This is a genomic window from Salinimonas chungwhensis DSM 16280 (assembly GCF_000378185.1).
Taxonomy (GTDB): Bacteria; Pseudomonadota; Gammaproteobacteria; order Enterobacterales; family Alteromonadaceae; genus Alteromonas; species Alteromonas chungwhensis.
This window is the reverse complement of record NZ_KB899377.1, coordinates 329,936-356,109: the sequence shown is the minus strand read 5'-3', so window position 1 is coordinate 356,109 and position 26,174 is coordinate 329,936. Positions and strand designations below refer to the sequence as shown.

The 26,174-nt window shown below is 48.1% G+C and carries 27 protein-coding genes; 10 read left to right on the top strand and 17 right to left on the bottom strand.

Going from position 1 to position 26,174, the window contains the following annotated elements; translation table 11 throughout:
* The first annotated feature begins 238 nt into the window (after window positions 1-238).
* From phaR to F458_RS0105900, 5 genes are all read left to right on the top strand, one after another.
* Window positions 239-658, top strand: a complete 420-nt coding sequence (phaR, locus tag F458_RS0105920; RefSeq protein WP_026294534.1) for a polyhydroxyalkanoate synthesis repressor PhaR — start codon at window positions 239-241, stop codon at window positions 656-658.
* Window positions 659-820: 162 nt separating this feature from the next.
* A complete protein-coding gene (gene phaP / locus F458_RS0105915; protein ID WP_018982468.1) occupies window positions 821-1,483 on the top strand; it encodes a TIGR01841 family phasin in 663 nt (220 codons plus the stop codon).
* 27 nt (window positions 1,484-1,510) lie between these two features.
* Window positions 1,511-1,858, top strand: a complete 348-nt coding sequence (locus tag F458_RS0105910) for a phasin family protein (RefSeq protein ID WP_018982467.1) — start codon at window positions 1,511-1,513, stop codon at window positions 1,856-1,858.
* Window positions 1,859-1,972: 114 nt separating this feature from the next.
* Window positions 1,973-3,190, top strand: coding sequence for a polyhydroxyalkanoate depolymerase (locus tag F458_RS0105905; protein WP_018982466.1), 1,218 nt, complete (start codon window positions 1,973-1,975; stop codon window positions 3,188-3,190).
* Between the two features lie 73 nt (window positions 3,191-3,263).
* Window positions 3,264-4,490 (top strand): lytic murein transglycosylase, encoded by a 1,227-nt coding sequence (locus F458_RS0105900; RefSeq protein WP_018982465.1) that lies wholly within the window; start codon window positions 3,264-3,266, stop codon window positions 4,488-4,490.
* 26 nt (window positions 4,491-4,516) lie between these two features.
* Here the strand turns inward: F458_RS0105900 and phbB are convergent, their stop codons facing one another.
* From phbB to hrpB, 3 genes are all read right to left on the bottom strand, one after another.
* On the bottom strand, window positions 4,517-5,239 hold the full coding sequence (gene phbB, locus F458_RS0105895) for an acetoacetyl-CoA reductase (RefSeq protein WP_018982464.1): 723 nt from the start codon (window positions 5,237-5,239) through the stop codon (window positions 4,517-4,519).
* A gap of 231 nt (window positions 5,240-5,470) precedes the next feature.
* Complete coding sequence (locus tag F458_RS0105890) at window positions 5,471-6,856, bottom strand: MBL fold metallo-hydrolase (RefSeq protein ID WP_018982463.1); 1,386 nt, start codon at window positions 6,854-6,856, stop codon at window positions 5,471-5,473.
* Between the two features lie 66 nt (window positions 6,857-6,922).
* Window positions 6,923-9,436, bottom strand: a complete 2,514-nt coding sequence (hrpB, locus tag F458_RS19130; RefSeq protein WP_018982462.1) for an ATP-dependent helicase HrpB — start codon at window positions 9,434-9,436, stop codon at window positions 6,923-6,925.
* Between the two features lie 104 nt (window positions 9,437-9,540).
* Here hrpB and thpR point away from each other — a divergent pair, with 104 nt between their 5' ends.
* Window positions 9,541-10,158, top strand: coding sequence for an RNA 2',3'-cyclic phosphodiesterase (thpR, locus tag F458_RS0105880; protein ID WP_018982461.1), 618 nt, complete (start codon window positions 9,541-9,543; stop codon window positions 10,156-10,158).
* Window positions 10,159-10,228: 70 nt separating this feature from the next.
* Window positions 10,229-11,083, top strand: a complete 855-nt coding sequence (gene purU / locus F458_RS0105875; RefSeq protein ID WP_018982460.1) for a formyltetrahydrofolate deformylase — start codon at window positions 10,229-10,231, stop codon at window positions 11,081-11,083.
* A 3-nt stretch (window positions 11,084-11,086) separates the two neighbouring features.
* Here the strand turns inward: purU and F458_RS0105870 are convergent, their stop codons facing one another.
* On the bottom strand, window positions 11,087-11,605 hold the full coding sequence (locus F458_RS0105870) for a YgjV family protein (protein WP_018982459.1): 519 nt from the start codon (window positions 11,603-11,605) through the stop codon (window positions 11,087-11,089).
* A 242-nt stretch (window positions 11,606-11,847) separates the two neighbouring features.
* Here F458_RS0105870 and F458_RS0105865 point away from each other — a divergent pair, with 242 nt between their 5' ends.
* Together F458_RS0105865 and F458_RS0105855 are read left to right on the top strand one after the other, a co-directional pair.
* On the top strand, window positions 11,848-14,028 hold the full coding sequence (locus F458_RS0105865) for a M3 family metallopeptidase (protein WP_018982458.1): 2,181 nt from the start codon (window positions 11,848-11,850) through the stop codon (window positions 14,026-14,028).
* A 208-nt stretch (window positions 14,029-14,236) separates the two neighbouring features.
* Window positions 14,237-16,156, top strand: coding sequence for a methyl-accepting chemotaxis protein (locus F458_RS0105855; RefSeq protein ID WP_018982456.1), 1,920 nt, complete (start codon window positions 14,237-14,239; stop codon window positions 16,154-16,156).
* Between the two features lie 33 nt (window positions 16,157-16,189).
* Here the strand turns inward: F458_RS0105855 and F458_RS0105850 are convergent, their stop codons facing one another.
* Window positions 16,190-17,047: a hypothetical protein gene (locus F458_RS0105850; protein ID WP_018982455.1), complete on the bottom strand. Its 858-nt coding sequence runs from the start codon at window positions 17,045-17,047 to the stop codon at window positions 16,190-16,192.
* A 204-nt stretch (window positions 17,048-17,251) separates the two neighbouring features.
* Between F458_RS0105850 and F458_RS0105845 the strand changes: the two genes are divergently transcribed.
* Window positions 17,252-19,051 carry a cation:proton antiporter gene (locus tag F458_RS0105845; protein ID WP_018982454.1) on the top strand — a complete coding sequence of 600 codons (1,800 nt, stop codon included), beginning with the start codon at window positions 17,252-17,254 and terminating at the stop codon, window positions 19,049-19,051.
* Window positions 19,052-19,306: 255 nt separating this feature from the next.
* Here F458_RS0105845 and F458_RS0105840 read toward each other — a convergent pair whose 3' ends face one another.
* The 12 genes from F458_RS0105840 to rpsJ all read right to left on the bottom strand — a co-directional run bounded on the left by F458_RS0105840 (window position 19,307) and on the right by rpsJ (window position 25,759).
* Window positions 19,307-20,617: a 3-deoxy-D-manno-octulosonic acid transferase gene (locus tag F458_RS0105840; protein WP_018982453.1), complete on the bottom strand. Its 1,311-nt coding sequence runs from the start codon at window positions 20,615-20,617 to the stop codon at window positions 19,307-19,309.
* A 204-nt stretch (window positions 20,618-20,821) separates the two neighbouring features.
* Window positions 20,822-21,079, bottom strand: a complete 258-nt coding sequence (rpsQ, locus tag F458_RS0105835; RefSeq protein ID WP_018982452.1) for a 30S ribosomal protein S17 — start codon at window positions 21,077-21,079, stop codon at window positions 20,822-20,824.
* Complete coding sequence (gene rpmC / locus F458_RS0105830; protein ID WP_018982451.1) at window positions 21,079-21,270, bottom strand: 50S ribosomal protein L29; 192 nt, start codon at window positions 21,268-21,270, stop codon at window positions 21,079-21,081. Before rpmC ends, rpsQ begins: the two co-directional genes overlap by 1 nt.
* Window positions 21,270-21,683, bottom strand: a complete 414-nt coding sequence (gene rplP, locus F458_RS0105825) for a 50S ribosomal protein L16 (RefSeq protein ID WP_018982450.1) — start codon at window positions 21,681-21,683, stop codon at window positions 21,270-21,272. The genes rpmC and rplP overlap by 1 nt, the downstream gene beginning before the upstream one ends.
* A gap of 2 nt (window positions 21,684-21,685) precedes the next feature.
* Window positions 21,686-22,387 carry a 30S ribosomal protein S3 gene (gene rpsC / locus F458_RS0105820; RefSeq protein WP_018982449.1) on the bottom strand — a complete coding sequence of 234 codons (702 nt, stop codon included), beginning with the start codon at window positions 22,385-22,387 and terminating at the stop codon, window positions 21,686-21,688.
* A 9-nt stretch (window positions 22,388-22,396) separates the two neighbouring features.
* Window positions 22,397-22,729, bottom strand: coding sequence for a 50S ribosomal protein L22 (gene rplV / locus F458_RS0105815; protein WP_018982448.1), 333 nt, complete (start codon window positions 22,727-22,729; stop codon window positions 22,397-22,399).
* Window positions 22,730-22,740: 11 nt separating this feature from the next.
* On the bottom strand, window positions 22,741-23,016 hold the full coding sequence (gene rpsS, locus F458_RS0105810; RefSeq protein WP_018982447.1) for a 30S ribosomal protein S19: 276 nt from the start codon (window positions 23,014-23,016) through the stop codon (window positions 22,741-22,743).
* 15 nt (window positions 23,017-23,031) lie between these two features.
* Window positions 23,032-23,856 (bottom strand): 50S ribosomal protein L2, encoded by an 825-nt coding sequence (gene rplB / locus F458_RS0105805; RefSeq protein ID WP_018982446.1) that lies wholly within the window; start codon window positions 23,854-23,856, stop codon window positions 23,032-23,034.
* A 14-nt stretch (window positions 23,857-23,870) separates the two neighbouring features.
* Window positions 23,871-24,170, bottom strand: coding sequence for a 50S ribosomal protein L23 (gene rplW / locus F458_RS0105800; RefSeq protein ID WP_018982445.1), 300 nt, complete (start codon window positions 24,168-24,170; stop codon window positions 23,871-23,873).
* Entirely contained in the window at window positions 24,167-24,772 is a 606-nt protein-coding gene (gene rplD, locus F458_RS0105795) for a 50S ribosomal protein L4 (RefSeq protein ID WP_018982444.1), read from the bottom strand. Before rplD ends, rplW begins: the two co-directional genes overlap by 4 nt.
* An 18-nt stretch (window positions 24,773-24,790) precedes the next feature.
* Window positions 24,791-25,429: a 50S ribosomal protein L3 gene (gene rplC, locus F458_RS0105790; protein WP_018982443.1), complete on the bottom strand. Its 639-nt coding sequence runs from the start codon at window positions 25,427-25,429 to the stop codon at window positions 24,791-24,793.
* A gap of 18 nt (window positions 25,430-25,447) precedes the next feature.
* Window positions 25,448-25,759, bottom strand: coding sequence for a 30S ribosomal protein S10 (gene rpsJ / locus F458_RS0105785; RefSeq protein ID WP_006012796.1), 312 nt, complete (start codon window positions 25,757-25,759; stop codon window positions 25,448-25,450).
* Window positions 25,760-26,174 lie beyond the last annotated feature (415 nt).

Genomic DNA, 26,174 nt, shown 5'->3' with positions numbered 1-26,174 from the left:
AAGAGGGCGCTCAATGTAATACAAGCCAGATTCATACCAAGATCCTGTGTTGGTCATGGATCAACGACTTATCGTTATCTGTCACGCTAACATACCTAAATACGTTGACGAAAGGGTGAGAAAACTGTAGCTAACAGCACACACCACCATGATGAAAACTGACGCTGTTCGGATTGTCTTGCTCTGCTCCAAGGCATTCGCTACTCTGATGACAGCGCTTCATCACCACTGGTGCAAAATGATTACCATAAAAAAGTATCCCAATCGCCGTTTATACGACACGTCAAAAAGTCAGTATGTAAATCTCGATTACATTAAAACCCTGATTGATGAACGCGAGGATTTTACGGTTATAGATTCAAAAACCGAAGAAGACATCACCAAGTCTCTTTTACTGCAAATCATCAGTGAATCTGAAACCGATGAGAACCAGTCTCTGCTAACCAACTCATTGCTCAAACAACTGATTCGTTATTACGACACCGATATGGAAATTTACGTGCGGCAGTATCTCGAACAAAGTCTGGTGCATTTTATTGAACAACAGGACCAGGTTCAGGGCATGATGAAAAACATGTTGGATAATAATCCTTTCAATATCTTCAATAAGATGATGGAGGAGAATATTCATATGTGGACAAAGAAGCCTAAGAAATAATTCTGTGCTGCATCGCAGCAGAAAATGACATTTCTATATAGCCAATCAGTATAAGTAGCCATGCTGCGTTGCAGCAAAAAAAGTTGACGAAGCGCTCTCACCTGTCTATTATTTAAACATCGCTGCTGCAGCGCAGCATTTAATTTGATGAGGGAGACTACTATGTTTGGCTTTTTTTCAGAACAGCTGAAATCGACTACCAACCCTGTTCAGTCGTTATTTACCACCAATGCAAAAACACTCGAAAGTCTTGCACAACAGCAAACTGAATTGTGGACCGGCATGATGTCTGATGGGGTCAAATACATGAAAACGGTTAGCGTCCAACCCGAAATCAAAACGATCTTAGCGGCTAATAATGAATACGCAGCCTCGGTTCGCGAGCGATGGGTCAACAGCTCCAGGGCGACACTACAAACCCTGGCTGATCTTCAGGCTCAGAGTACCGAGACGGTAGCACAGACAGCGGAACAAACCACTGAATCAGTTAAACGTAAAGCCAGTAATGCAGCAGATTCTGTCACCACGTCTGCTGAGACTACGGCTAAATCTGCCGATGAGATGAAACAGCAAGCTGAATCTACCAGCAAAGCGGTATCTCAGTCTGTGAAGCAGGCAGGTGAGGCAACAGCGCAGGCCAGCGAAAAAGCTGCGCAATCGGTGACGAGTGCAGCGGACAAGGCGACAGCAGCGCCCACTAAGACAACCCAGAATAGTAGCACGTCGGCGAGCACGGCCAAGACCCCGGCCCGCACACGAAAAACGACGGCTTCGCCAAAATCAGGTGCAGCCAAAAAAGATACTGATACCAAATCAACCAGTTAACCTTTCGTTATACTTTGGAGATAGACCATGTTTGAACAAATGAATGAACAATTTAAAACTGCAATGAAGCCAATGAGTGATTTGGCCAGCCTTAATCTTAGCACCATGCAAAGCCTGGCTGAAAAGCAGACCGAGCTGTACTCAACAATGATGTCTGAAAGTATGAATTATTTTGAGCAGCTTAGTGGCAAAAAAGACGTTATGGCTGTGGCTGAAACACAAAAAGCATATGTTGAGTCTATGCAGGAAAAAATGGCTGATACGGCGAAAAGCTCTTATTCAATAATGAGTGAAGCGCAGGAGAAAGCCGGTGAAATGGTGAAAGGAATGAGCGATTTAATGACTTCTTCCTTCGCCAACGCGACAAAGAAGTAATCTGAATCAGGCTGGCAGTTCTGCCAGCTTTTTTTATTATGTAACACCAGACCCTGCCCGCTTGCTCATATCATTGACTGCGCTGACCCAAACCTTGTTTTTCGGAGAAATGTGATGAATTACCAGGCTTATGATTACCTGACTCGTACCGCGAATATCATGCATGAAGGCTTGAGCCTGATAAATTCGGTGGTAAGTCATCCGGCGAACTTGTATTCGCACACATTGCCGGGCCGTATAACCCGTGCGTCTCTTGAGACCGCTATGAGACTTACCCAGCGCTATGAAAAAATGGGCTTTGACATCAATGAAGTTACAATCGATGGCAAGCATCACACCGTGCGTGAAGAAGTCGCTGTCAGCTACCCCTTTTGTGATCTGATTCACTTTAACCGAAAAGGTGTTAAAGATAACCACAAAGTATTGTTGGTAGCTCCGCTTTCTGGTCATTTTGCAACACTGCTCAAAGGTACCGTAGAAGCATTGTTGCCCGATCATGAGGTTTATGTGACAGACTGGGCAGATGCAAAAGAGGTTCCCTTAGAAGAAGGGCCTTTTACGTTTGATTGTTATGTGGAATACCTCGTCTCTTTTCAAGAATTTCTCGGTCCGGATACGCATCTTATTGCGATTTGTCAGCCTACTGTACAAGCACTGATTGCTACTGCTGTGTTGGCTGAAAAAGGCAGTGATTGCGTTCCCAAAACGCTGACGCTAATGGCGGGTCCGCTGGATACCAGCAAAAACCCAACCCGTGTTAACGAGTTTGCCCAACAGCATTCAATGTCCTGGTTTCGCAACGTTGCTATCATGAAAGTGCCACATGGTTATCCTGGTGAGGGCCGCGAAGTGTACCCCGGGTTCATGCAGCTGGGCGGCTTTATTAGTATGAACCAGCAGTCGCACATGCGTAAGTACGGAAACTTTTTCCAAAACCTGGTGTATGGAGAAGAAGAAGACGCAGATCGCTTCCGTGCTTTTTATGATGAGTACATGGCTGTGCTGGACATCCCTGCTGAATTTTATCTGGAAACAATAGAACGTGTTTTCAAAAATAATGAGCTGGTTAATGGCGCCATTACTTATAAAGGTGAGCCGGTCAACTTTGAAGCTATTACTGATACTCCCCTGCTTACTGTTGAAGGGGCAGATGATGATATCTGTGGTTTAGGCCAGACAGAGGCCGCACAGAAAATATGTAAAAGCCTTCCGGCCAATAAGCGGCAGCACTATATTCAGCAAGGCGCTGGGCACTATGGCATTTTCAGTGGCTCAAAGTTCCGTAAACATGTGCGGCCTTTGATTACAGAATTTATTCATAAGAACGACTGATATCGCATAATTTAATTCGCCTGCGGAAGCTGCTTTAAGATAGCATGGTGGCTTCCCGATTCGAGGTGAATGTATGAAACGTATTTTAGCCGTGGTATCAGCCTTAGCCACAACCACCTTTTTTTCTTCTTTTACGAATGCTCAGGCTCAAAATGAGAATAGTTTTGAGCAGTGCAAATCGCGCTTATCATCCCAGGCTGTTGATGAAGGTGTTGCCCGCACTGTGGTAGACGATGCGTTCGCCAGTATTGCGTATCAGCCACGGGTTATTGAGCTGGACCGCAGCCAGCCAGAATTTGTGACTACTTTTCCGTCTTATTTCAGTAAGCGCGTTACCGAGTGGCGCGTCAATAAAGGCCGTGAGCTTATTGATGAGCATAGTGAACTACTGAGAAACCTTGAGCAGAAATATGGCATACCTCCCCATTATCTGGTGGCATTCTGGGGGCTGGAAACCAACTATGGTGGCTACAAGGGCAAAATGCCGGTACTTAGCTCACTGGCTACATTAGCCTGTGATCCGCGCCGAAGCACTTATTTCACGCAAGAGCTGATGACGGCACTTAAACTGATGGAACGAGAATCATTGTCCGCCGATACTATGGTGGGCTCCTGGGCCGGAGCCATGGGGCATACACAGTTCATGCCGTCTGCTTATTATCAGTACGCCACAGATGGCGATCAAAACGGCCAGGTTAACCTATGGGACAGTGAGGCCGATGCCCTCACCAGTGCCGCAAATTTTCTGGCTAATTTAGGTTGGGAGCCCGGCTTTCGTTGGGGCCGGGAAGTTTCCCTGCCGGATAATTTTGACTATCGTCTGTCAGGTTATAAGCAGCGCCGCCCTATTAGCGAATGGGCAGAAAAGGGTGTTACGTTACCGCGGGGCGCAAAACTACCTGACAGTGACATCGAATCATATGTTGTGGTGCCAGCAGGCCATGAAGGGCCAGCGTTTCTCGCCTACCATAATTTTCGGGTCATTATGCGCTGGAACAATTCCGAATTCTACGCCATTGCTGTGGGCCAGTTAGCAAACCAACTTGCCGGCAGCGATGGACTGGTATCGTCATTACCTGACCTACCGGCTTACAGCCGCGATGATATATTGCAAATGCAGAAAAAGCTGAACCAGAAAGGCTTTGATGTAGGCAAGCCTGATGGCATCCTTGGTCCGGCGACAAGAGCCGGGATCAGAGAATATCAGTTAGCCAACGATCTTATTGCTGATGGTTTTCCTACGCTCGAGGTCATGGACTCATTAAACGTACAACTTCAGGCAGACACTACGTCCGCCTGACGTTGAATTTAATGCCTGGAGGGCGGCTAGTACATGTGCTGGCCGCCATTGACGGAGATGGTAGATCCGGTGATAAAAGTCGCCTCATCATCGACCAGGAATAAAACTGTTCGGGCAATGTCTTGTGGTGAGCCTAACCGGCCGACAGGAATCTTGGCGATAATTTTTTGTAACACATCTTCAGGCACTGCGCGGACCATATCAGTATCGACATAACCGGGGGCAATTGCATTTACGGTAATACCTTTACCTGCACCCTCCTGCGCCAGCGCCTTTGTGAAACCGTGAATACCCGACTTTGCTGCGGCATAGTTTACTTGTCCGTACTGACCGGCCTGTCCGTTGATGGAACCAACATTAACAATGCGTCCAAACTGACGATTACGCATGCCTTCGATAACGGCTCGCGATGTATTAAAGCAAGACCCCAGATTGGTTTTAATAACCGCTTCCCATTGCTCTGCATCCATTCTGTGCATCGTACCGTCACGGGTAATTCCTGCGTTGTTTACCAGCACATCTACCGGCCCATAATCACTTTCTATCTGCGCTATGGCATCTTTTGTCTGTGCATAATCTGATACATCAAACTTTATTGCCGCAATACCGGTTTTGTCCATAAAACGCTTGGCTGCCTCATCATTTCCGCCATAGTTGGCAACCACTTTATAGCCTGCGTCTTTGAGCGCCACGCTGATAGCTTCACCAATACCACGCGTCCCTCCGGTAACCAGTGCTACTCTGCTCATAATTCTCATCCTTTCTGGGTTGTTTAATATCTATGCTAACAACTCAGTATAAGCACGAAATCTGCACAACAATAGAGCAAAAATTAAACTTTTTTAGATCATATGTTAAACATATGTAAATAAAACCCTTTCCATATATTAAAAGCCTTATTAATCATCATGTTAAATCTTACTATAGCGATGTTCTCCAGCGCTGGTCACTCCTCCGACCAAATGAGTGATAAGTCTGTTTCATTTATCCTTATGCAACCGCGTCCAGGCTGCCATTGAACCCTGAAATACATCGATGTGATGAAAGCCTTGTTTTTCAAGAAAACTGGCGGCTACTGTTGCACGCATTCCTGAGCCACAAAAACAAGTGTAATGTAGGGTTGAATCAAGATTTTTAAATTCGGTAAAAAGATGCCCCAGATACAGATGTTCGCTGTGCGGCAAGGCCTTAGTATTCACTTCTTCCTGCTTGCGAACGTCCAGCAGACGCCATGACTGAGATCCTTCGTCTATGCGATGGGCTACCGTTGCAGCTGAGACCATTTCAAGAGCACCAATTTTGTGGTCGATATCGTTTTCGCCGGTCATCACGGGAAGCGCAGTAACATAACCGGGAAACCAGCTGTAACCCATGCGCTGAAGTTGTAACGCGGTGTCATATGCCTGCGCTGATTCGTCACATACGATAATGATCGGTTTGTCATATTGCAGAAACCATCCTCCATATGCAGAAGCCAACCCGCCGGGTAGAAATACACTGCCTTTAATATGTGTCGAACAGTATGTGCTGATGGCACGAACATCAAGAAGTTGAATCTCACCGTCGCTAACCTGATCATACACCGCATCGGCCTCTCTTTGTGGCAACCGGGGCAGTGAAATGGGAGCAATCCGCTTCTGCTGACCGATAGAATTATACCTCTCCATTTGTTCAAAATAAGGCGCATAATAATGGGTTTCGCTGAGTTTTTTGTCGATAAAAGCTTGTCTGTCGCGGACTGACCATGCCGGATTATGACGTCTTTCGTAACCCAGCGTGGTGAACTCACGGTCTGCCATTCCAGCGCCGCATACTGAACCTGCGCCGTGGGCAGGATAGACGATCACCGTTTCCGGAAGGTCGAATAATTTCTGTAAGCTATCGTAAAGCAGCCCTGCAACATGCTCTTTTTCATCAGGATAGAAATCAGTCCGCCCGACTTCATTGACGAAAAGGGTATCCCCGGTGAAAATTGCTACGGGTTCGTCGCTCACTGCGTTATCGCTAACACTGATACAGATACTGTCTTTTGTGTGGCCGGGAGTTTCAATAACGGTAAGGGTTAGCGCCCCAACCGAAACTGTGTCATTACTCTGCACACTTTGTGCGTATTCTATTTTAGCGTCCGCATTAATTCCGTGATAAACCGGTATATCGAGATCCTCGCCCAACGCCGCGGCGCCCGAAATAAAATCCTCATTGCGATGGGTTTCGATCACGCACTGAATACTGACATTTTGGCGGGCTGCCTCATCCAGATACTGTGCTATATCCCGCTGCGGATCCACAATAAACGCTTCCCCCTGACTGGAGACCAAATAAGACAACTGCGCCAGACCGGTGGCTTTGAAACTGACAACTTGCATAAGGATTCTCCTGAGCAAATGATGTACGATTATTACCTTTCGAACTGTGCAGCGAGATCAAATATGTCAGTCTGTATACTTTTTTGTGCGGGTGGTAGGCGTGGCTGATGCGGGGTCGTCAGGCCAATAATGTTTTGGGTAGCGCCCCTTCATTTCCTTCTTGATTTGCTGGTAACTTCCCTGCCAGAACGCAGCCAGATCCCGCGTCATCTGCAAGGGTCTTCCGGCGGGTGACAGCAGTGATAACGTTACTGGATAGGGCTCATGCCCCACACTGATGGATTCAGTACTTCCGTACATCTCTTGCATTTTAACAGCTAAAATCACCTGCCCGTCAGCACGGTAATTCAACGCCCGTTTATTGCCCACAGGCACAGTAACCATCTCCGGTAAAAAGTGCTCAAGCGCATGCTGCTGAGGCCAGGGGAGCGATTGTTGCAATAATGTCCGCCAACCAATTTTGCTTACGTCGTCCCAGCGTTTGCAAAGCGCCAGCTGTTTCAGCAACGTGCCTTCATCCAGCAGTGATAATACAGATTGAGAGGTTTGCGGCCAGGGTTCAGGTAGGTCGAACGCCTGGGGCTGGGGCAGGTCAAGCTGGACTGCCAACCTAAGCCGGTGTAACCATTGGCGGGCTGGTTCGGACAGGGGTAATGCATTATCATCCAGCGTGCGCAGATATTTGAGCCAGGCTACGGCAATGGCTTTTTTACCCGGCCCGGCAACCGGTTCGCTATTTAGCAAAATCTGATGAAAGCGGGTGATTTTCCGCGCTTGCATCTGGGCCTGCTGGGGATCATAACTGACCTCTTCGGATTGTTCGAAGCCGTCCTTAAACCAGGTTTTCACTGTTTTTTCAGTTAACGCTTCAGCCAGCCGGATTTTTACCTGAGACCCAATTTGCTGACCATCAAGTACGGCTAGCCACTTGCTGTCTGGCACCCGCCCTGCCCATTCAGCACCTCTGCCGTTGGCCATTTTCCACTGATCGTTTTGCCAGTAAGCAAGATGATCCTCATAAGCAAATGCAATCGCCAGAGCAATGTCTTCAGAATGAAGGTCGTGGGGCGCGCAAAGCCGATAGTCAGCAGAACTACTGATAAGTCTTGTCCAGTATCTGTTAGCAAGATTACGTAAACGCTTCAGCCTGCCACTATCTAATTTAACCAGGGCCTCACTCACCGTAGATGCCTGATTTTTTCCGCTATCTTCGGCCAGTGCCGCGACCCATACTGCTGCCTGAAACAGACCAGGGCCATGAGTGGCTATATTTTGGCAGGATTTACTGAGCATATGGGCCAGGCGGGGATGGCAGGGCAGACTGGCCAGCTCACGTCCGTAGTTTGTGATAACCGCTGTACTGGCAGTATTTTGAGTAACCGCCCCTACTTGCTGCAGGGTGGTAACGGCACTGGCAGTCTGTGCTGCAGAAGGCTGATCCAGCATCGCCAGTTCGCTTAGTTGAGTGCCCCAGCTTAACGCTTCCAGAAGCACCCCGGTCACGTCTTCCCGCAAAATTTGTGGCAGCGCATAGGCCGCTAACCGATCTTGCTGCTCTTTACTCCACATCCTGTAACAAATACCTGGCCTGAGCCTGCCCGCACGACCTTTACGTTGGGTGGCGGAGGCCTGTGAAATCATTTGTTGATTAAGCTGTGTGTAACCGTTGACAGGATTAAATACAGCGACGTTTTCCATTCCACTGTCAATAACCGCGTCAATATTTTCAATGGTCAGGGATGTTTCGGCCACATTAGTAGCCAAAATGACCTTCTGCCGGCCATTCGGGTCTGGTCTGAGCGCACTGGTCTGGGCATCTTTGGTTGCTGCCCCATACAACTGATGAATGACCGGCTGAGATGATGGCGTGTGCTGGTTGAGTAATTGCGCAACTTTGTTGATGGCGCCCATTCCTGGTAAAAAGACCAGTACATCCCCTGTTACCTGCTCACACGCCAAACGTGTATAGTGCGCCACTTTTTCATGCAGCAGATGGCCTGGCACCTGCCCGCTGTAATGCTCCTCGACATCGAACATTCGCCCCTGGGCAGTACAAACATGCGCATTAGGTAGAAGCTGTTTCAACGCAGCAGTATCCAAAGTGGCCGACATCACCAGTAGCCGTAAATCCTCGCGCAGCCCCTGCTGCACATCCAGGGCCAATGCCAGACCAAAATCACTGTGAATGCTGCGTTCATGAAATTCATCGAAAATAATCAGCCCCACCTCACCGAGTTCCGGGTCTTGCTGTATGCGACGGGCCAGAATGCCTTCGGTAATAACTTCCAGCCGGGTTTGACCCGACACGGCGCTCTCGCCCCGAATGCGATAGCCCACCTGCTGGCCCACCGGTTCGCCGAGCAAAGTGGCAAGATAAGCGGCAAGACTTCTCACCACGACGCGGCGCGGCTGCATCAGAAGAATTTTTTTCCCGGTCACCTGGGTCAGTAATGCCAGTGGAATAACGGTGGATTTTCCGGCCCCCGGCGGTGCCGCCACAATGGCATTAGACGTTGTCAGGGCGTTGGTCAGCTCACTTACAATTGAATAGGCCGGGAATTGTTTAAGATGGTGCTGCATAAATGGATGTATTAATCAGATAAAACTCACTTTATCCTATTGTACGTACTCAACAAGTAATTGCATGAGTATTACTGCAAGTTACAAATGAGAAGGAGTAAGCAATGACAATGCGGTGTTTTATCGGGCTGGATTTGCCCCCGGCCACAAAACTGGCGCTTGAAGCCTGGCGTAAAAAAGCGCTGCCGGAGGTAAAAGAAAAAGCACCAGCCAAACGCGGCGCCAAGCCGGCAAAGACTGCAGAACCGGTAGCCGTCCCCACTGTTAATCTGCACATTACATTGGCGTTTCTGGGCACTATAACACCTCGTCAGCATGAAGCAGTTATGCGGGAAATGGAAACCGTTAAGGGTCAACCATTTTCCTTACGCCTGAATACCACGGGGATTTGGGACGGCCCCAAAATCTTACAGGCGGCCCCTGAAGAACCTGACGACGCGCTTGTTGAGCTAGCTCGCCAGGTGCGCAAAGCGGCCCGGCGTGCCGGCGTTGAGGTGGACAATCAGCCCTATCGCCCCCACGTGACGCTGGTGCGTAAAGCCACATCGATGCTACCACCGCCACTGTTTACACCCGACATTGAAGCCAGCTTTGATCAGTTTCACTTATTTGAATCTTTCAGCCATCCGCAAGGTGTCCACTATCCGATTCGTCACAGCTGGCCATTGCTTCCTAATCTCTCGGTAAGAGAGCGGCTAAGACAAGGCCTGCTGGACGAATAATATCAACAGTCCTTTACATCCGCCTCAGGCATGAGTAAAAAGAAACCAACATTTAGATATTTACGTCATCATGAAACAAACATTCAGACTGGTTATTGACTGCCCCGATCAAATTGGCCTGGTGGCCAGCGTCTCGCAATTTCTGGCCGACTACGGGGCTACCATTGTCGAAGCCAGCCATCATACCGATCTGCAAACCGGCCGCTTTTTTATGCGACATGAAATTGGTACCGCCAATCTGAAGCTTAGCTATGATGAGTTTGTTGAGGCCTTTACGCCGCTGGCTAATGAATATCAAATGCAATGGAAGCTCAGTGATTCTATTCAACGCCAGCGGGTGGCCTTACTGGGCAGTGTAGAATCACATTGTCTGGTGGATTTGCTTCACCGCTGGCACACCGGCGAGCTTTATTGCGATATTCCCTGCGTCATTTCTAATCACCCCCAGATGCAGGAGTTTGCTGACTGGTATCAGGTACCTTTTCACTGGATTGATTTTAAGGCGCTGGGCAAAGAGGCGGCCTTTGCGCAAATTCAAACGTTGCTTAGTGATTACCAGATAGATTTAACAGTGCTTGCCCGATTTATGCAGATTTTGCCTCAAACGATGTGTCAGGCTCTGGACGGTAAAGCCATCAATATCCATCACAGCTTCCTGCCGTCCTTTGCCGGCGCGCGTCCCTATCAGCAGGCGTATGATCGTGGTGTAAAACTCATTGGTGCCACTTGCCACTATGTCACTCAGGACTTAGATGAAGGCCCCATCATTGAGCAAAGCGTCAAACGCATCAGTCACAGTGACAACGCGCTGGATATGGTTCGCAAAGGCAAAGACTGTGAAGTCACCGCACTGGCTCACGGGGTACGCTATCATCTGGAAGACCGCGTTATTATCCACCGCAATAAAACCGTGGTGTTTGCCTGACAGTTAAACCACCACCCGGCGTGAGCGACGCATAAGCTGAACATAAAACCAGCTGTTAGATAGCGCGAAAAGCAACTCGGTGATCGCCACGCCCCAGGTCTGATTGATGATTGCGTAAGCGGCAAAGACCACAGATCCGCTGATCATGCACAATCGCAGTCCTGCTTCTCTACAATGCAGTTCACCAAAACGATACAGGATAAAGGTTATCAGCGGCATTATCTCAAGCCAGCTGGTTTTGCCTGTTTTCAGGTTAATATAACCTATCAGCAGGGACATCATCACGATTAACAGGACTGTGAGTTTTTGCTTCACTAATTTATTTGTCACCAGCCGGTAAGTGGTACTACATCCTGCAACAGTCATGACCAGCGCGCCAGCCCAGGCATGCTGAAAAGCCATCAGCGAAGCGATGGTAATACACAACCCCAGGTTCAAAAACAGCAACTTTCTTTCAGTGCTGGACCAGAAAGACAAAATCGCTATGACAACCGGCGCACTGTGCATCATCAATTCAACCATTTGCCTTCTCCTCTGCCCGCTACTGGCTAAAAATCAGGCGCAGTCTAATCCCACATGCCCTCTATGCTCAAGGACTTTTTGGTTACGAATTTGTGACGCCCTGTAACACCGTAATGACATGAGGGAAAACCGATGAATTTACAGGTTTGCGCGGTGATGACAGGGCGATCCTATTTAACTTGTTGACGGTATCCTCTAGTATAAAAAAACCTACACAATGATAATTAACGACAGGAAGAAAAATGGGAAAATTTAAAGCCTCGATGACAGCGGCTGCAGTGGTACTCGGGCTAAGTGCCTGTAGTAGCCAGACAGACACCGACGCTATGGACAATAAGGTAGCAGCGGAACAGCCCCAGTTCGATAATGTCTTATTACAGCAATATCAAGGCCCTTATGGCGGGGTGCCAGCGTTCGATAAAATGCAGCTGGAAGATTTAAAACCGGCCTTGGAAAAGGGTATGGCAATGAACCTTGCCGAGATTGAACAGATTGCCAACAACCCGAATCCTCCCACGTTTGAAAATACTATTGCAGCAATGGAAAGAGCGGGTAAGCCTTTGGAACGGGTTTTCACCTATTGGGGCATTTGGAGATCGAATAAATCGAGCCCTGAATTCCGCGAAATTCAGACAGAAATGTCGCCCAAAATCTCCGCGTTTTTTACCAAAATCACACAAAACGCAAAACTCTTCGAGCGGGTTAAAGAAGTTTACGAAAGCGATGAACTGGACAATCTTACTGAAGAAGAGCAGCGTGTCACCTGGCTGACCTACAATAACTTTGCACGCAATGGCGCCACCCTTGATGGTGAGAAAAAAGAGCGCTATGCACAAATCAATCAGGAACTAGCCAAGCTACATACCCAATTTTCCAATAACATTCTCGCTGATGAAGAAGGTTATGTCACTTACATTGACGAAAACGAGCTAAGCGGCCTGCCCGAATCATTTGTTAAAGCCGCCGCAGCTGCAGCAAAAACCCGAGGTCGTGATGGCGAGTACGCTATTACCAATACACGTTCCTCTATGGATCCGTTTCTGACCTATTCTGATGAGCGCGAGCTGCGCGAAAAAGTATGGCGCACCTATTACAACCGGGGTGACAATAACGATGCTCAGGATAATAATGAAATCATCAAACAAATTTTAACGTTGCGGGACGAACGCGTTGAATTGTTAGGTTATGATAACTATGCCTCCTGGCGGTTAGAAGATCGAATGGCCAAAACACCTGAAAATGCCATGGATTTAATGATGAAGGTATGGCCGGCGGCCACCGCCCGGGTTGAGGAAGAAGTGGCTGATATGCAGGCTATCGCCGATGAGCAGGGCGACGACATCACAATTAAGCCATGGGATTACCGCTATTACGCAGAAAAAGTGCGTAAAGCAAAATACGACCTGGATTCTAACGAAGTTAAACAATATCTACAGTTAGGCAAGCTCCGGGAAGCGATGTTTTATGTAGCAGGCCGTTTGTTTAACTTTGAGTTCACACCCATCGAAGAAGGCACAGTGCCGGTATTTAATCCTGAAGTAAAAGTCTGGGAAGTGACCGACAAAACCTCTGGTGAGCATATTGGTCTATGGTACCTTGACCCGTTTGCCCGCAAAGGGAAGCGCTCCGGTGCGTGGGCGACTACCTACCGCGATTACATCACTTTTGATGGTGAGCAAACTGTACTGGCGTCCAACAACTCTAACTTTGTACAGGGCGCAGAGGGCGAGCCAACACTTATTTCATGGGATGATGCAGAAACCTATTTCCATGAATTTGGTCATGCCCTGCATTTCCTGTCTGCCGATGTAGCCTACCCAACCTCACACTCTGGTGTGCGTGACTACACGGAATTTCAGTCACAGTTGCTGGAGCGCTGGCTAACCACTGATGAGGTTATCGATAACTATCTGGTTCACTACAAAACCGGCGAGCCAATTCCTGATGACCTGGTGGCGAAGATAAAACGTGCATCTACCTTCAATGAGGGGTTCAAGACCACAGAGTATATGGCCTCCGCTATCATGGATCTGAAGTATCACACCATGGATCCGGAAAATATCGACCCAGATAAGTTTGAAAAAGAACAGCTTGAGAAGCTGGGCATGCCAGAAGAAGTGGTAATGCGCCACCGCAGTCCGCATTTTGGCCATATCTTCTCTAGCGAAGGCTATGCTGCGGCCTACTACGGCTACATGTGGGCCGAAGTACTTACTGCAGATGCGGCCGAGGCGTTTGCCGAAGCACCAGGCGGCTTCTACGACGAGGAGATGGCTGACAAGCTGGTTAAGTACTTATTTTCTGTGCGAAATGCCATGGACCCGGCAGAGGCTTATCGCAAGTTCCGGGGCCGCGATGCCAAAGTCGACGCGTTGATGCGAGACCGCGGTTTTCCACTGCCTGATGAGCAAGAGAAAAACTAAGCATCTGACCTTAACCCGCCGCGCCCGCGGCGGGTTTTAGTATGCATCCCGCCTTTCACCGCCTCTTTTTTGACCACCGCAAAACCTACCGCCGTTTTTATCTCAACTAAAGATAACTGATGTCGATAACGATAGTTATAAGCAAACACTCTTAATAGTCGTCGTATCGTTATAGCAACCCCGGCGCCTGCATTGTTGTGGTAATAACATGAAATTAAGCATCTTCAGCATTAAACAAAAACTTATCTTTCTCCTTATCATTGCCGTGCTGGCTACCACTATTCTGGTGAGCATCGTCAATCAATTACTCACCCGGGATCTTATCCGTTCATCTGTAGAAAACTCAGAGCTGCCCAATATTGTAAAACGACTGGCTAACCGTGTGGATAAAGAAGTCAGTATGATGGCGGCCGTGGCACATAGTATCGCCACCAACCCGGACATTCTTAAATGGTCTGCTAGTGGTGCCCCGGCGCAAGGTGAACAGTCTATGGTGAATTATTTAAATTCGCTGGCCAGTTACAATAATCTTAGCGTGGCATCCTTTGCCGATCGGCAGACATTCAATTACTGGAATCAGGAAGGGTTTTTGCGCACGCTGAAAAATGATGAGATGGATGGTTGGTTTTTTGCTTATAAAGACAGTGGCCAGCAAACATCTTACAGCTTATACAATGATCCGGTCAGAGGATTCCAGCTTTACGCTAACTACCAGCAAGTTGATGGGCGCGGCATGTCTGGTGTGTCTAAATCGGTTGATGAGTTGGTGGGTATACTGAACCAGGTCAGAGTAGCCCAGACCGGCAAAGTCTTTCTAACGGATGCATCAGGTACAGTTATTGCGCATTCAGATGAAGATAAACTTGGCAACAGCACGCTGGCTAGCCTGACCAACGAAGCGACCAGCAATCAGCTTCTTACCAACAGTAATTTTACTCTGGCGGAGTTTGACCACAGCCGTGGCGGTTTTCTCTTAGCCGCCAGCTTTATTCCCAGTGCAAACTGGTATGTGGTGGCCCAGGTACCAGAGCATGAATTATATGCGGATCTAAACACCGCCACCCAGGAATCTTTGATTTGGTCTTTAGGTGTCGCCGCGATTTTTGCGCTAATCGGGGTATTGTTTGCAGCCTCGATTACCCGCCCACTAGAGCATCTGGCTGATGCTTTTCAGAGTCTGGGCCGTGGTAACGGCGATTTGACCAGCCGGTTGCCAAAACCGCCACAAAAAGAAATGCGCAGACTGGTGGAAGGATTCAACCAATTCATTGAGTCACTGCACCAGACCATTTCCTCCATCGTCACTGATAGCGAACAGGTTCGCCTGGCCGCCGGTCAGGTTACTGAAAGCACGCGGATAACCCGTTCTAATAACCAGACCCAACGCGACCGCACCGTTCAGGTCGCCACCGCTGTCACACAGATGGCAAGCTCTGTACAGGAAATAGCGCGTTCCGCTCAGTCAGCCGCTGATAACGCTCAGCATTCAACCCAAACGACACATCAGGGACATTCACTGACAAAAAACACGGTTGTTCAGATTGATGCCCTGGCAGATCAGATTGCCAAGGTTGCTGATACCATTTCAACATTGAATACGCATACCTGTGCTATTGGCAGTATTTTGGATACCATCAGAGGTATTTCAGAACAAACCAATTTACTGGCCTTGAATGCGGCTATAGAAGCTGCCAGAGCCGGCGATCATGGCCGGGGCTTTTCGGTGGTGGCCGATGAAGTACGCACACTGGCGCAGCGCGCTGCGGAGGCGACCGACGAAATCCAACAGAAGATAGACAGCTTTCAAAAAGACAGTGAACAGGCTGTGAGCCAGATGCAAAATAGTCGTGAGCAGACCTCTGCAGTCGTTCACAGCGCCCGGGAAATTGATGAGCTGCTTACCACCATCGCGCAGAGTACCCTACAGATTAATGATATGAACACCCAGATTGCCACCGCCACAGTGCAACAATCATCTGTGGTAGAAGATATAAATAAAAATATAAACGAGATTAGTGACAACAATGAGGACAATCTGGCGACAGCATCTCAGTTGGTCAGTGCCAGTGAGCAGTTGGATCTGGTGGCGCAAAACCTGTCCAGACAGGTAAGTCATTTCCGCCTTTAACCCTTGCAGGGCGGCAATGTGCTCGTGCCGCATTTACTGTAGTTTCACGCGAATCAGTCTGGCATCCTGTAGCGGCGAGGCCTCCTGGGTGAGCCAGACTTCTCCGCTTGCTGCCACACAGACGCCCTCAACCTGACCAAAATCTTCAAGTTCGCTTATCCCGGTAACCGCGTAGGTCTCGCTTAATGTCGCCAGAAAGGGTCGCAGGAAGCCCAACAGGTTGCTGGTGTAACCGACGACTACATAGCGCTGATTGTGCTCGTCCCAGTCTGCGCCGGTAATAATCCCGGGCAAGCCATCGATGTCGGCTACCGGTGTGAGAACCTGGGCGGTTGGGGAGGCGTCAATTTCATAAACATGGGCGATGTCACTCTCCCAGCTTTTAGAAAACATAACCAGTTTGTTGTTCTTTATAGTCAGCGCTTCCGCATCGTAATCATGGTTGTAAGGGAAGTTTGCTGCAGGGTTGTTGCCTTCATATGTTAGTCGGTATGACTGTTCTTTTTGATAGGTCTGCCGGTTTACCTGCCGGATGGAGACATAGTTACGCTGCCCGCGATTATTGCCGATATCGCCAATAAAAAAGAAATCATCGTTGGCGGTAATGGCCTCTATATCTTTATTGGGCAACGATAATTCCTCAAGCCGGCTAATGGTGCCCTGATCATTAAGAAAATATAACGTCGATGAATTGCCGGAATCATTTACCGTGACCGCACCATCTTTAGTACAAAAAAGTCCTGAGCTTTCGTTTATTTCATCGGGCAACGGTGTATGTTTAACCATTGTCACCGTTAGCGCAGATTGGGGGGTAGAGGCGGCACATCCGCCGGCTCCCACTGTGATAAGTAATACAAATAGTATGCTTGCAGCGATAATGCTGTGATTCATCGACGTTACTACCTCAAAAATATGAACGCTTTTGCTTCGTGGCGACTGATAAATGAAGACGGCCAGTATGCAGACGAGGATCACAACTGTTTCCCCCTCGACTCATCCGTCTTGCGCTAAAAACAGTACAAAGCATCAACTATAAAAACTTCAACACGCTTCGCGCAATCTTAACAGCGCATTGTATTTGTAAGGGAATTTACCTTGTCAGAGTCATTAATCAGTCTAGTCAGTGTTGGCCTGCTATCAATTGCCTGCCAGTTTCTGGCCTATAAGATTCGTTTGCCCGCCATACTTCCGCTGCTTCTTGTGGGGATTCTCGTGGGCCCGGGACTTAATCTGCTTAATGCAGATGATTTATTCGGCGATTTATTATTTCCAGTGGTATCGTTGTCAGTCGCAATAATCCTCTTTGAAGGGGCACTGACGCTGCGTTTCAAAGATATTCGCGGCCATAGCAATATGGTCAGAAACCTTTGTAGTATTGGCGTGCTGGTAACCTGGATTGTGTCGACGCTGGCCGCGCATTATGCATTAAGCTTATCCTGGCAGCTGTCATTTTTGTTTGGCGCGATCGTTACCGTGACAGGCCCGACTGTCATCATCCCCATGATTCGAACTGTACGGCCCCAGAGTAACGTTTCCAACATCTTGCGCTGGGAAGGGATTATCATCGATCCAATCGGTGCCCTACTGGCTGTTTTAGTCTTTGAATATATCGTGGCTTCTCAGGCAGAGGCGATTACCCACACCCTGGTGGCATTTGGCAAGACCGTCGGCATCGGTATTGTTCTGGGATTGTTGGCCGGCTACTCACTGGGTTACTGTCTGCGTAAAAAATGGATCCCCCATTATCTTCAGAATACTGCTGTTCTGACCATTGTGCTGGGCGCCTTTGCTGCATCAAACTATGTTGCTCATGAGTCAGGATTGCTGACAGTTACCATTATGGGCATGGTGCTGGCAAACATGAAAAATGTCGACGTCGACGATATCCTAGAATTCAAGGAAACCCTCAGCGTACTGTTAATTTCCGGGCTGTTTATTTTACTTGCTACCCGTCTGGAGTTTCAGGCAATCGCCAATGTTGGATCGGGTATCGTGCTGGTTCTGCTTGCAGTCATGTTTGTAGCCAGACCATTATCGGTGGTTATCTCGGCAATCGGCACCCAGCTTAACTGGCGCGAGATAGCGCTGATTAGTTGGATCGCTCCCCGCGGTATCGTGGCAGCCGCCGTCTCTGCCTTATTTTCGCTTAAACTGGAACAAATCGGCTATGAAGGTGCCGGTGTTATTGTACCGATTGTATTTCTGGTGATTATTACTACCGTTGTGGTCCAAAGTCTGACCGCCAAGCCAGTGGCATCGCTACTTAAGATGCGTGCGCCGCCGCCCAATGGTTTCTTAATTTTTGGTGGCAGCAAATTCAGCCGGCTTATGGCTGAGGAAATGATTGCCCAGGACATTCCGGTTACTATTGCAGATACCAACTGGGATGCTGTCAGAGAAGCCAGAATGCTCGAAATACCGGCTTATTTTGGTAATCCGGCATCGGACCACGCTGCTCGTCACATGGATATGGATCGTTTAGGCAGAGTCCTGGTAATGTCCCCTTACAAACAGCTTAACCCTGTGATTGCCTATCACTTCGAATACACGCTTGGCAAAGACAAGGTGTGGGGCCTGAATACTAATGAGCAAACTGCACGGCCTAGTCATCAGGTTGGGGAAAGATACGCAAAACGCACAACACTGTTTGATGAAGGCGTTACATACGGTTATCTGGCCACTGCGGTGTCACATGGCGCTGTCGTAAAGACAACCCGCATCACTGAAGAATTCACGTATGAAGATTATTTAGAACAGTATGGAGATCGGGTGATTCCGCTGATTGCCATTGATGCTGAAAATAGATCACATGTAATTTTACTGGGGCAGGATTTAGAGGTTGCACCGGACTGGCGCCTAATCAGTCTTATTCGTTCAGAGGATGAGCCTGTTTAAAAAAATGCACCCTGTCTTGTGACAGGGTGCGTCTCCCTGGAGGTATGGAAAGGCGGCGTTTTATTAAGAAAAACAGAATGGTTATTTTTTTACCTGCTCTATTCCACGGCTAATATTTTGCAAACAACAAGCCAAGATTATAAATCATTGTTTTATATAATTATTGTAAATTTTTGTTTATAACCACTCTGGCCAGTAGTAAAGTATTGGTGCAACATGTCTTACCAGTGCACCAATGCTGGGTTCACTTTACAATCAGTTAGTAATTTTTTGCAGACAATATAATGTCTTATCCAACGCGCCGCTGTTTTCAGCAAGGACCTGCTTTGCGGCCTGTCCGGCCTCTGATGCTTCCGCAGGCCTGTCAATCCACCGTTGAATACAACGTGTGATCTCCGCCGTATTGCCTACTACATGCAAAGCGCCGCTACTTTCTAAATACTCACAAATAACCGGATTATTGTAAGTGTGTGGCCCCATCATGATAGGTATGCCAAAAGCGGCTGGCTCAAGCGCATTATGGCCGCCACGGTCTGCCAGCGACCCACCTACAAAGGCAACATTCGCGCAGCTGTAAGCTTCATTCAGGCGGCCCATTTCATCCAACAGCACAACCTCGGTTTCATCATCACAGGCCTCGTTAGTAGACGTGCGAACAAAACGCTTATGTTTGCTGGCCAGAAGATCGGCAACCTCATCAAAACGTTCAGGATGCCGGGGCACCAGAAAGAGAAGCGGACTGCCAGTGCTCGGACCGGGCTGCAACTGGTCAATAGCAGCAATCAAAGTTTGCTCTTCAGGTGCGTGAGTGCTTCCGGCTACAATTATAAACCGGGTGGAACGATCAAGATTATTGAACTCAGCGTTCAGTTCATCGCCCAGTGATACTGCCTGATCGAACTTTATATTGTTGGTCAGAACCAGATTTCCTTCAGGCATTCCCAGATGCAGATAGTTATTATAATCACGCATCCCTTGTGCACATACACAGGATAATTTTTTCAGCATAGGCAAAAACAGCCCGCGCAGTTTCCCATAACGCTTAGCAGAGCGATCAGTCATACGTGCATTCACAACCATTACAGGAATCTGCTTTTTCCAGCAGGCATGAATAAGATTAGGCCATAACTCTACTTCCGTGATGCATACCGCTTTGGGACGAATACGCGACAGCATCCAGCGCATGGAAAATGGAAAATCAAAGGGTAAATAAAAGTGGTGCACTGTTTTGCCAAAAATGGCGCGCACCCGAGCTGAGCCTGTGGGCGTGGTCGTGCTGATACTAATTGCAGCTGTTGGCTCATGCTGCATGATCTGGCGAATCAGACAGGACGCGGCGACAACCTCACCTACAGACACACAATGAAAAAAATAGCCGCCGGTTTGCTCAGGTCTGGCAACGCAACCAAACCGCGACAAGAAGTGGCGACTATCATGGCGCTGTTTGCGGACACCTCGTTTTAATAGACTGAGGTAAGCAAGTGGCGCCGCCAACACCAGCAGGATGCTATACAGCCATCGTAGTGCTGTTTGTGCAACAGTTTCTTGATAACGGTGTTGTTCCACGGTTCACTCCTGTTTACGTTGACCCAAGGCGATAAGGGCAACCTGATAGTGGGACATAGCAGTTAATATGTATTATACAGATAAGATTTCTTTTTGCGTGTCTTGCCAGAGTACCTTGAGCAGCAACGGTAGTGTGCCAGTCTAACAGACACAAAAAAGCCGCTCCTGAGAGCGGCTTTTTTAGTTTCTGCAAAAGCAGCGCGATTAAACGCCCGCTTTTTCTACAACGCTAACCAACGTCCAGGTTTTGTTCTTGGACAGAGGACGACACTCGCGAATAGTCACGGTATCGCCTTCATTGGCAGTGTTGTCTTCATCATGGGCGTGAAGTTTAGTAGAACGCTTCATGAACTTCCCATAGATAGGATGCTTAACGAACCGTTCAACAACAACAGTGATAGTTTTATCCATCTTGTTGCTAACCACACGACCTTGTACTGTACGAATTTTTTGCTCAGTCATTACGCATCAGCCTTTTGAGTCAGAATGGTTTTAACACGCGCGATGTTACGACGCACTTTTTTCAACTGATCAGATTTTTCAAGCTGACCGGTTGTGTGCTGCATGCGCAGGTTGAACTGTTCGCGTAGCAGGTTCAATAACTCTGCATTCAGCTCTTCTACGCTTTTCTCTCTCAGTTCAGTCGCTTTCATTACATCACCGTCCGAGTTACAAAGGTTGTTTTAAATGGCAGTTTTGCCGCTGCCAGTTCAAACGCCTCACGTGCCAGAGACTCAGGAACACCTTCCATCTCATACAGAACACGGCCAGGTTGAATTTGGCATACCCAGTACTCAACGTTACCTTTACCTTTACCTTGACGAACCTCTAGCGGCTTCTCAGTAATTGGTTTATCAGGAAAAACCCGAATCCAGATTTTACCCTGACGCTTAACGTGACGAGTCATAGCACGACGCGCTGCTTCGATTTGGCGCGCAGTCATACGACCACGACCAGTTGCTTTCAGGCCATATGTACCGAAGCTTACTTTGCTACCTGCAACAGCAAGACCACGGTTACGACCTTTATGCTGTTTACGAAATTTCGTACGCTTAGGTTGTAACATGATTAGCCCTCTCGCTTAGCGCTGCGGCCTTTCTTCTTAGGTTGAGCAGGTGGCTGCTCATGGTTTGTAGGCAATCCGCCCAAAACTTCACCTTTGAAGATCCATACTTTCACGCCGATGATACCGTAAGTAGTAGACGCTTCTGATGTCGCATAATCGATGTCTGCACGGAATGTGTGCAGCGGAACGCGACCTTCGCGGTACCATTCTGTACGTGCGATCTCTGCACCGCCCAGACGGCCACTAACTTCTACTTTGATACCTTTAGCACCAAGGCGCATTGCATTTTGTACCGCGCGCTTCATCGCACGACGGAACATAACACGGCGCTCAAGCTGACTAGAGATGCTATCAGCAACTAGCTGACCATCTAGCTCTGGCTTGCGTACTTCAGCAATATTGATCTGAGCAGGCACACCGGCCAGCTTAGATACGTGGTTACGCAGCTTTTCTACGTCTTCGCCTTTCTTACCGATAACAACACCTGGGCGTGCTGTGTGAATAGTCACACGTACACTCTTCGCCGGGCGCTCGATAACAATTTTAGAAAGAGAAGCGTTTTTCAGTTTCTTTGTCAGGTACTGACGTACCTGATGATCGTTGTACAGATTATCCGCATAGTCTGAAGTATTAGCGTACCAGGTAGAAATCCATGGTTTGCTGATACCCAGGCGTATACCTGTAGGATGTACCTTCTGTCCCATTATCTACTCCTAGTTATCCGCTACAACCACAGTGATGTGACTGCTACGCTTAAAGATACGGTCTGCACGGCCTTTAGCACGTGGCTTGATACGCTTCATTGTTGGACCTTCGTCAACGAAGATCTTAGCGATACGCAGCTCGTCAATATCGGCACCGTCATTATGCTCAGCATTTGCAATAGCAGACTCAAGTACTTTCTTAACTAATCCTGCGCTCTTCTTAGAGCTGTACGTCAAAAGCTCAAGAGCTTTCTCAACGTGCATTCCGCGAACCTGATCCGCAACCAAGCGTGCTTTTTGAGCCGACGTGCGGGCAAAACGATGTTTAGCTAATGCTTCCATTTTCCTACCCCTTAACGTTTGCTTTTCTTATCCGCGATATGACCGCGGTAAGTACGCGTTGGCGCGAATTCGCCCAACTTATGGCCGACCATTTCGTCACTAATAATGACAGGTACATGTTGGCGACCGTTATGGACCGCAATGGTCAACCCAATCATATCTGGGATGATCATGGAACGGCGTGACCAGGTTTTAATTGGTTTACGCTCGTTCTTTTCCACTGCAGCCTCTACCTTCTTCAGCAAGTGAAGGTCAATAAATGGACCTTTCTTGAGAGAACGTGGCATGGTGAATCCTCGCTTTTACTTGTTACGACGACGTACGATAAGTTTATCAGTACGCTTGTTGCTTCGGGTCTTCTTACCTTTAGTAGGAGTACCCCAAGGTGATACTGGGTGACGGCCACCGGAAGTACGTCCTTCACCACCACCGTGTGGGTGGTCTACCGGGTTCATGGCAACACCACGAACAGTAGGACGGACACCGCGCCAGCGCGTTGCACCGGCTTTACCCAGAGAACGTAGCATATGCTCTGCATTGCCAACTTCGCCAATTGTGGCGCGGCAATCAGACAATACCTTACGCATTTCGCCAGAACGCAGACGCAAAGTAACATAGTTACCTTCACGAGCCAGGATCTGAGCGTAAGCGCCGGCAGAACGTGCAATCTGTGCACCTTTACCAGGCTTCATCTCGATAGCGTGTACAACTGAACCTACCGGCATGTTACGCATAGGCATAGCATTACCAGCTTTAATCGGTGACTGTGTGCCAGATTGAACCTGGTCACCAGCTTTAATTCCTTTAGGAGCCAGCATGTAACGACGCTCACCGTCTGCATACAAAACCAAAGCAATGTTTGCGGAACGGTTAGGATCGTATTCCAGACGCTCTACAGTGGCTGGAATGCCATCTTTATTGCGTTTGAAATCAATCAGACGGTAGTGATGCTTATGACCACCACCAACGTGACGTACAGTAATACGACCGTTGTTATTACGACCGCCATTCTTGCTGTTTTTTTCCAGCAAAGGTGCGTAAGGCGCACCCTTATGCAGGTCGTGGTTAATTACTTTAACAACGTGACGACGACCGGCAGAAGTTGGCTTAGCTTTCATTAATGGCATTTCTAATCCCCTTCTTACTCAGCGCCACCGACAAAGTCGATGTCCTGACCTTCTTTAAGCGAAACATACGCTTTTTTCCAGTCGCTGCGTTTACCGAAAGACATACCGTGACGCTTAGTCTTACCTTTAACGTTCACAGTGCGAACACCTTCAACTTCAACTTCAAACAGCTTTTCAACGGCTGCTCTTACTTCAGCTTTAGTTGCGTCTTTCGCTACTTTAAATACAACAGTGTTGCCGGTTTCAGCAGCCAGTGTTGACTTCTCTGAAACGTGAGGTGCTTTAAGCACCTTCAGTAGACGTTCTTCATTCATACTAACGCCTCCTCAAGCTGTTTAACTGCATCAGCAGTGATTAGCACTTTTTCAAATGCAATCAGGCTTACAGGGTCGATACCAGCTACGTCACGAACGTCAACCTTATACAGGTTACGTGCCGCAAGAAACAGATTTTCTTCTACTTCTGCAGTCACGATCAGAACGTCGTTCAATTCCAGATCGTTAAGTTTGCCAACAAGATCTTTTGTCTTAGGTGCGTCTACACCGAACTTTTCAACCACAACCAAACGGTCCTGACGTACCAGTTCAGACAAGATGCTTCTGATCGCACCGCGGTACATTTTCTTGTTAACTTTTTGCTCATGGTCACGAGGCTTTGCAGCGAATGCGCGGCCACCACCAACCCAAATTGGGCTGCGGATTGTACCGGCACGTGCACGGCCAGTACCTTTTTGACGCCATGGCTTCTTACCGCCACCACGAACTTCAGCGCGAGTTTTTTGCGCTTTTGTACCCTGACGAGCGCCTGCACCGTAAGCTACAACGACCTGGTGTACCAGAGATTCGTTGAATTCACGTCCAAAGGTCGCTTCGGATACTTCAAGAGCGCTTTGCGCGTCTTTCAATGTTAATTCCATCAGTTCACTCCCCAGACGTTACGCTTTAACAGCTGGCTTGACGATAACGTCGCTGCCAGTTGCGCCAGGTACGGCACCTTTAACCAGTAACAGGTTATTTTCCAGGTCAACACGTACAACTTCCAAAGATTGCGTAGTCACTTGCTTGTTACCAAGCTGACCAGCCATTTTCTTACCTTTGAAAACTTTACCTGGTGATTGGTTTTGACCAATTGAACCAGGAGCACGGTGCGACAAAGAGTTACCGTGTGTCATACGTTGTGAACTAAAGTTCCAACGTTTGATAGCACCGGCAAAACCTTTACCTTTAGATGTACCTGTTACATCAATTTTTTTAGTGTCGTTGAAGATTTCAACAGTGATTTCACTGCCCACTTCAATATCGTCACCTTCGTTGTCTCCCAGGCGGAATTCCCAGAAACCGCGACCGGCGTCAACACCTGCTTTAGCAAATTGACCTGCTTCAGCTTTGTTGATGCGGTTCGCTTTCTTGGTTCCAGCAGTAACCTGAAGAGCGCGATAACCGTCAGTATCATCAGTGCGTAACTGAGTAACTCGGTTTGGGGTCGCTTCAATAACAGTCACAGGGATAGATGTGCCATCTTCAGTGAAGATGCGAGTCATACCCACTTTACGACCGACTAGACCAATCGCCATTGTTATAACCCTCTCTTGTTAGCCCAGGCTGATTTGAACATCAACGCCGGCAGCCAAGTCCAAACGCATCAGAGCATCAACTGTTTTATCAGTTGGCTCAATGATGTCTACCAAACGCTTGTGAGTACGAATCTCATATTGATCACGTGCGTCTTTATTCACGTGAGGAGATGTCAACACCGTATAGCGTTCTTTGCGAGTAGGCAGAGGAATTGGACCGCTGACCTGAGCACCAGTACGTTTCGCCGTTTCAACGATTTCAGCCGTAGACTGATCGATCAACTTGTGATCAAACGCTTTCAAACGAATACGAATTCTTTGATTTGGCATCGATTAAGCTCCAATCGAAAGAACAAAAAAATTCACCCTTTCTCTTCCCTTTTTGGTACGGAAAGAAAGGATGTGCGTAAACCGGTGGTTCCAAATCGGAACCCTGTTCTTATTTCTAGCACGCCAGCAACAGGTTTTGACATCCCTAAGGATTGGAACGCGTTACTTTGGCATCCACCCTAAAAGCAGTGTGGTTGCGGCTAAAACTTTTTGCCCTTACTTGGGCAGAGGCGCGCATTATATATAGATAAGACTAATTTGCAAGCCCTATTCGCAGAAAAAGTAAACAGCGGCTGTTTTTGTCAAATAATGTTCAAGCCCGGCCTTCCTTTTTATTCACTGTGTAAATGCATTGCTAATGCAAACCAAGTAAACGCACCTTTAACGCAGTTTCCCAACGGCTTCTTTGCCCGGT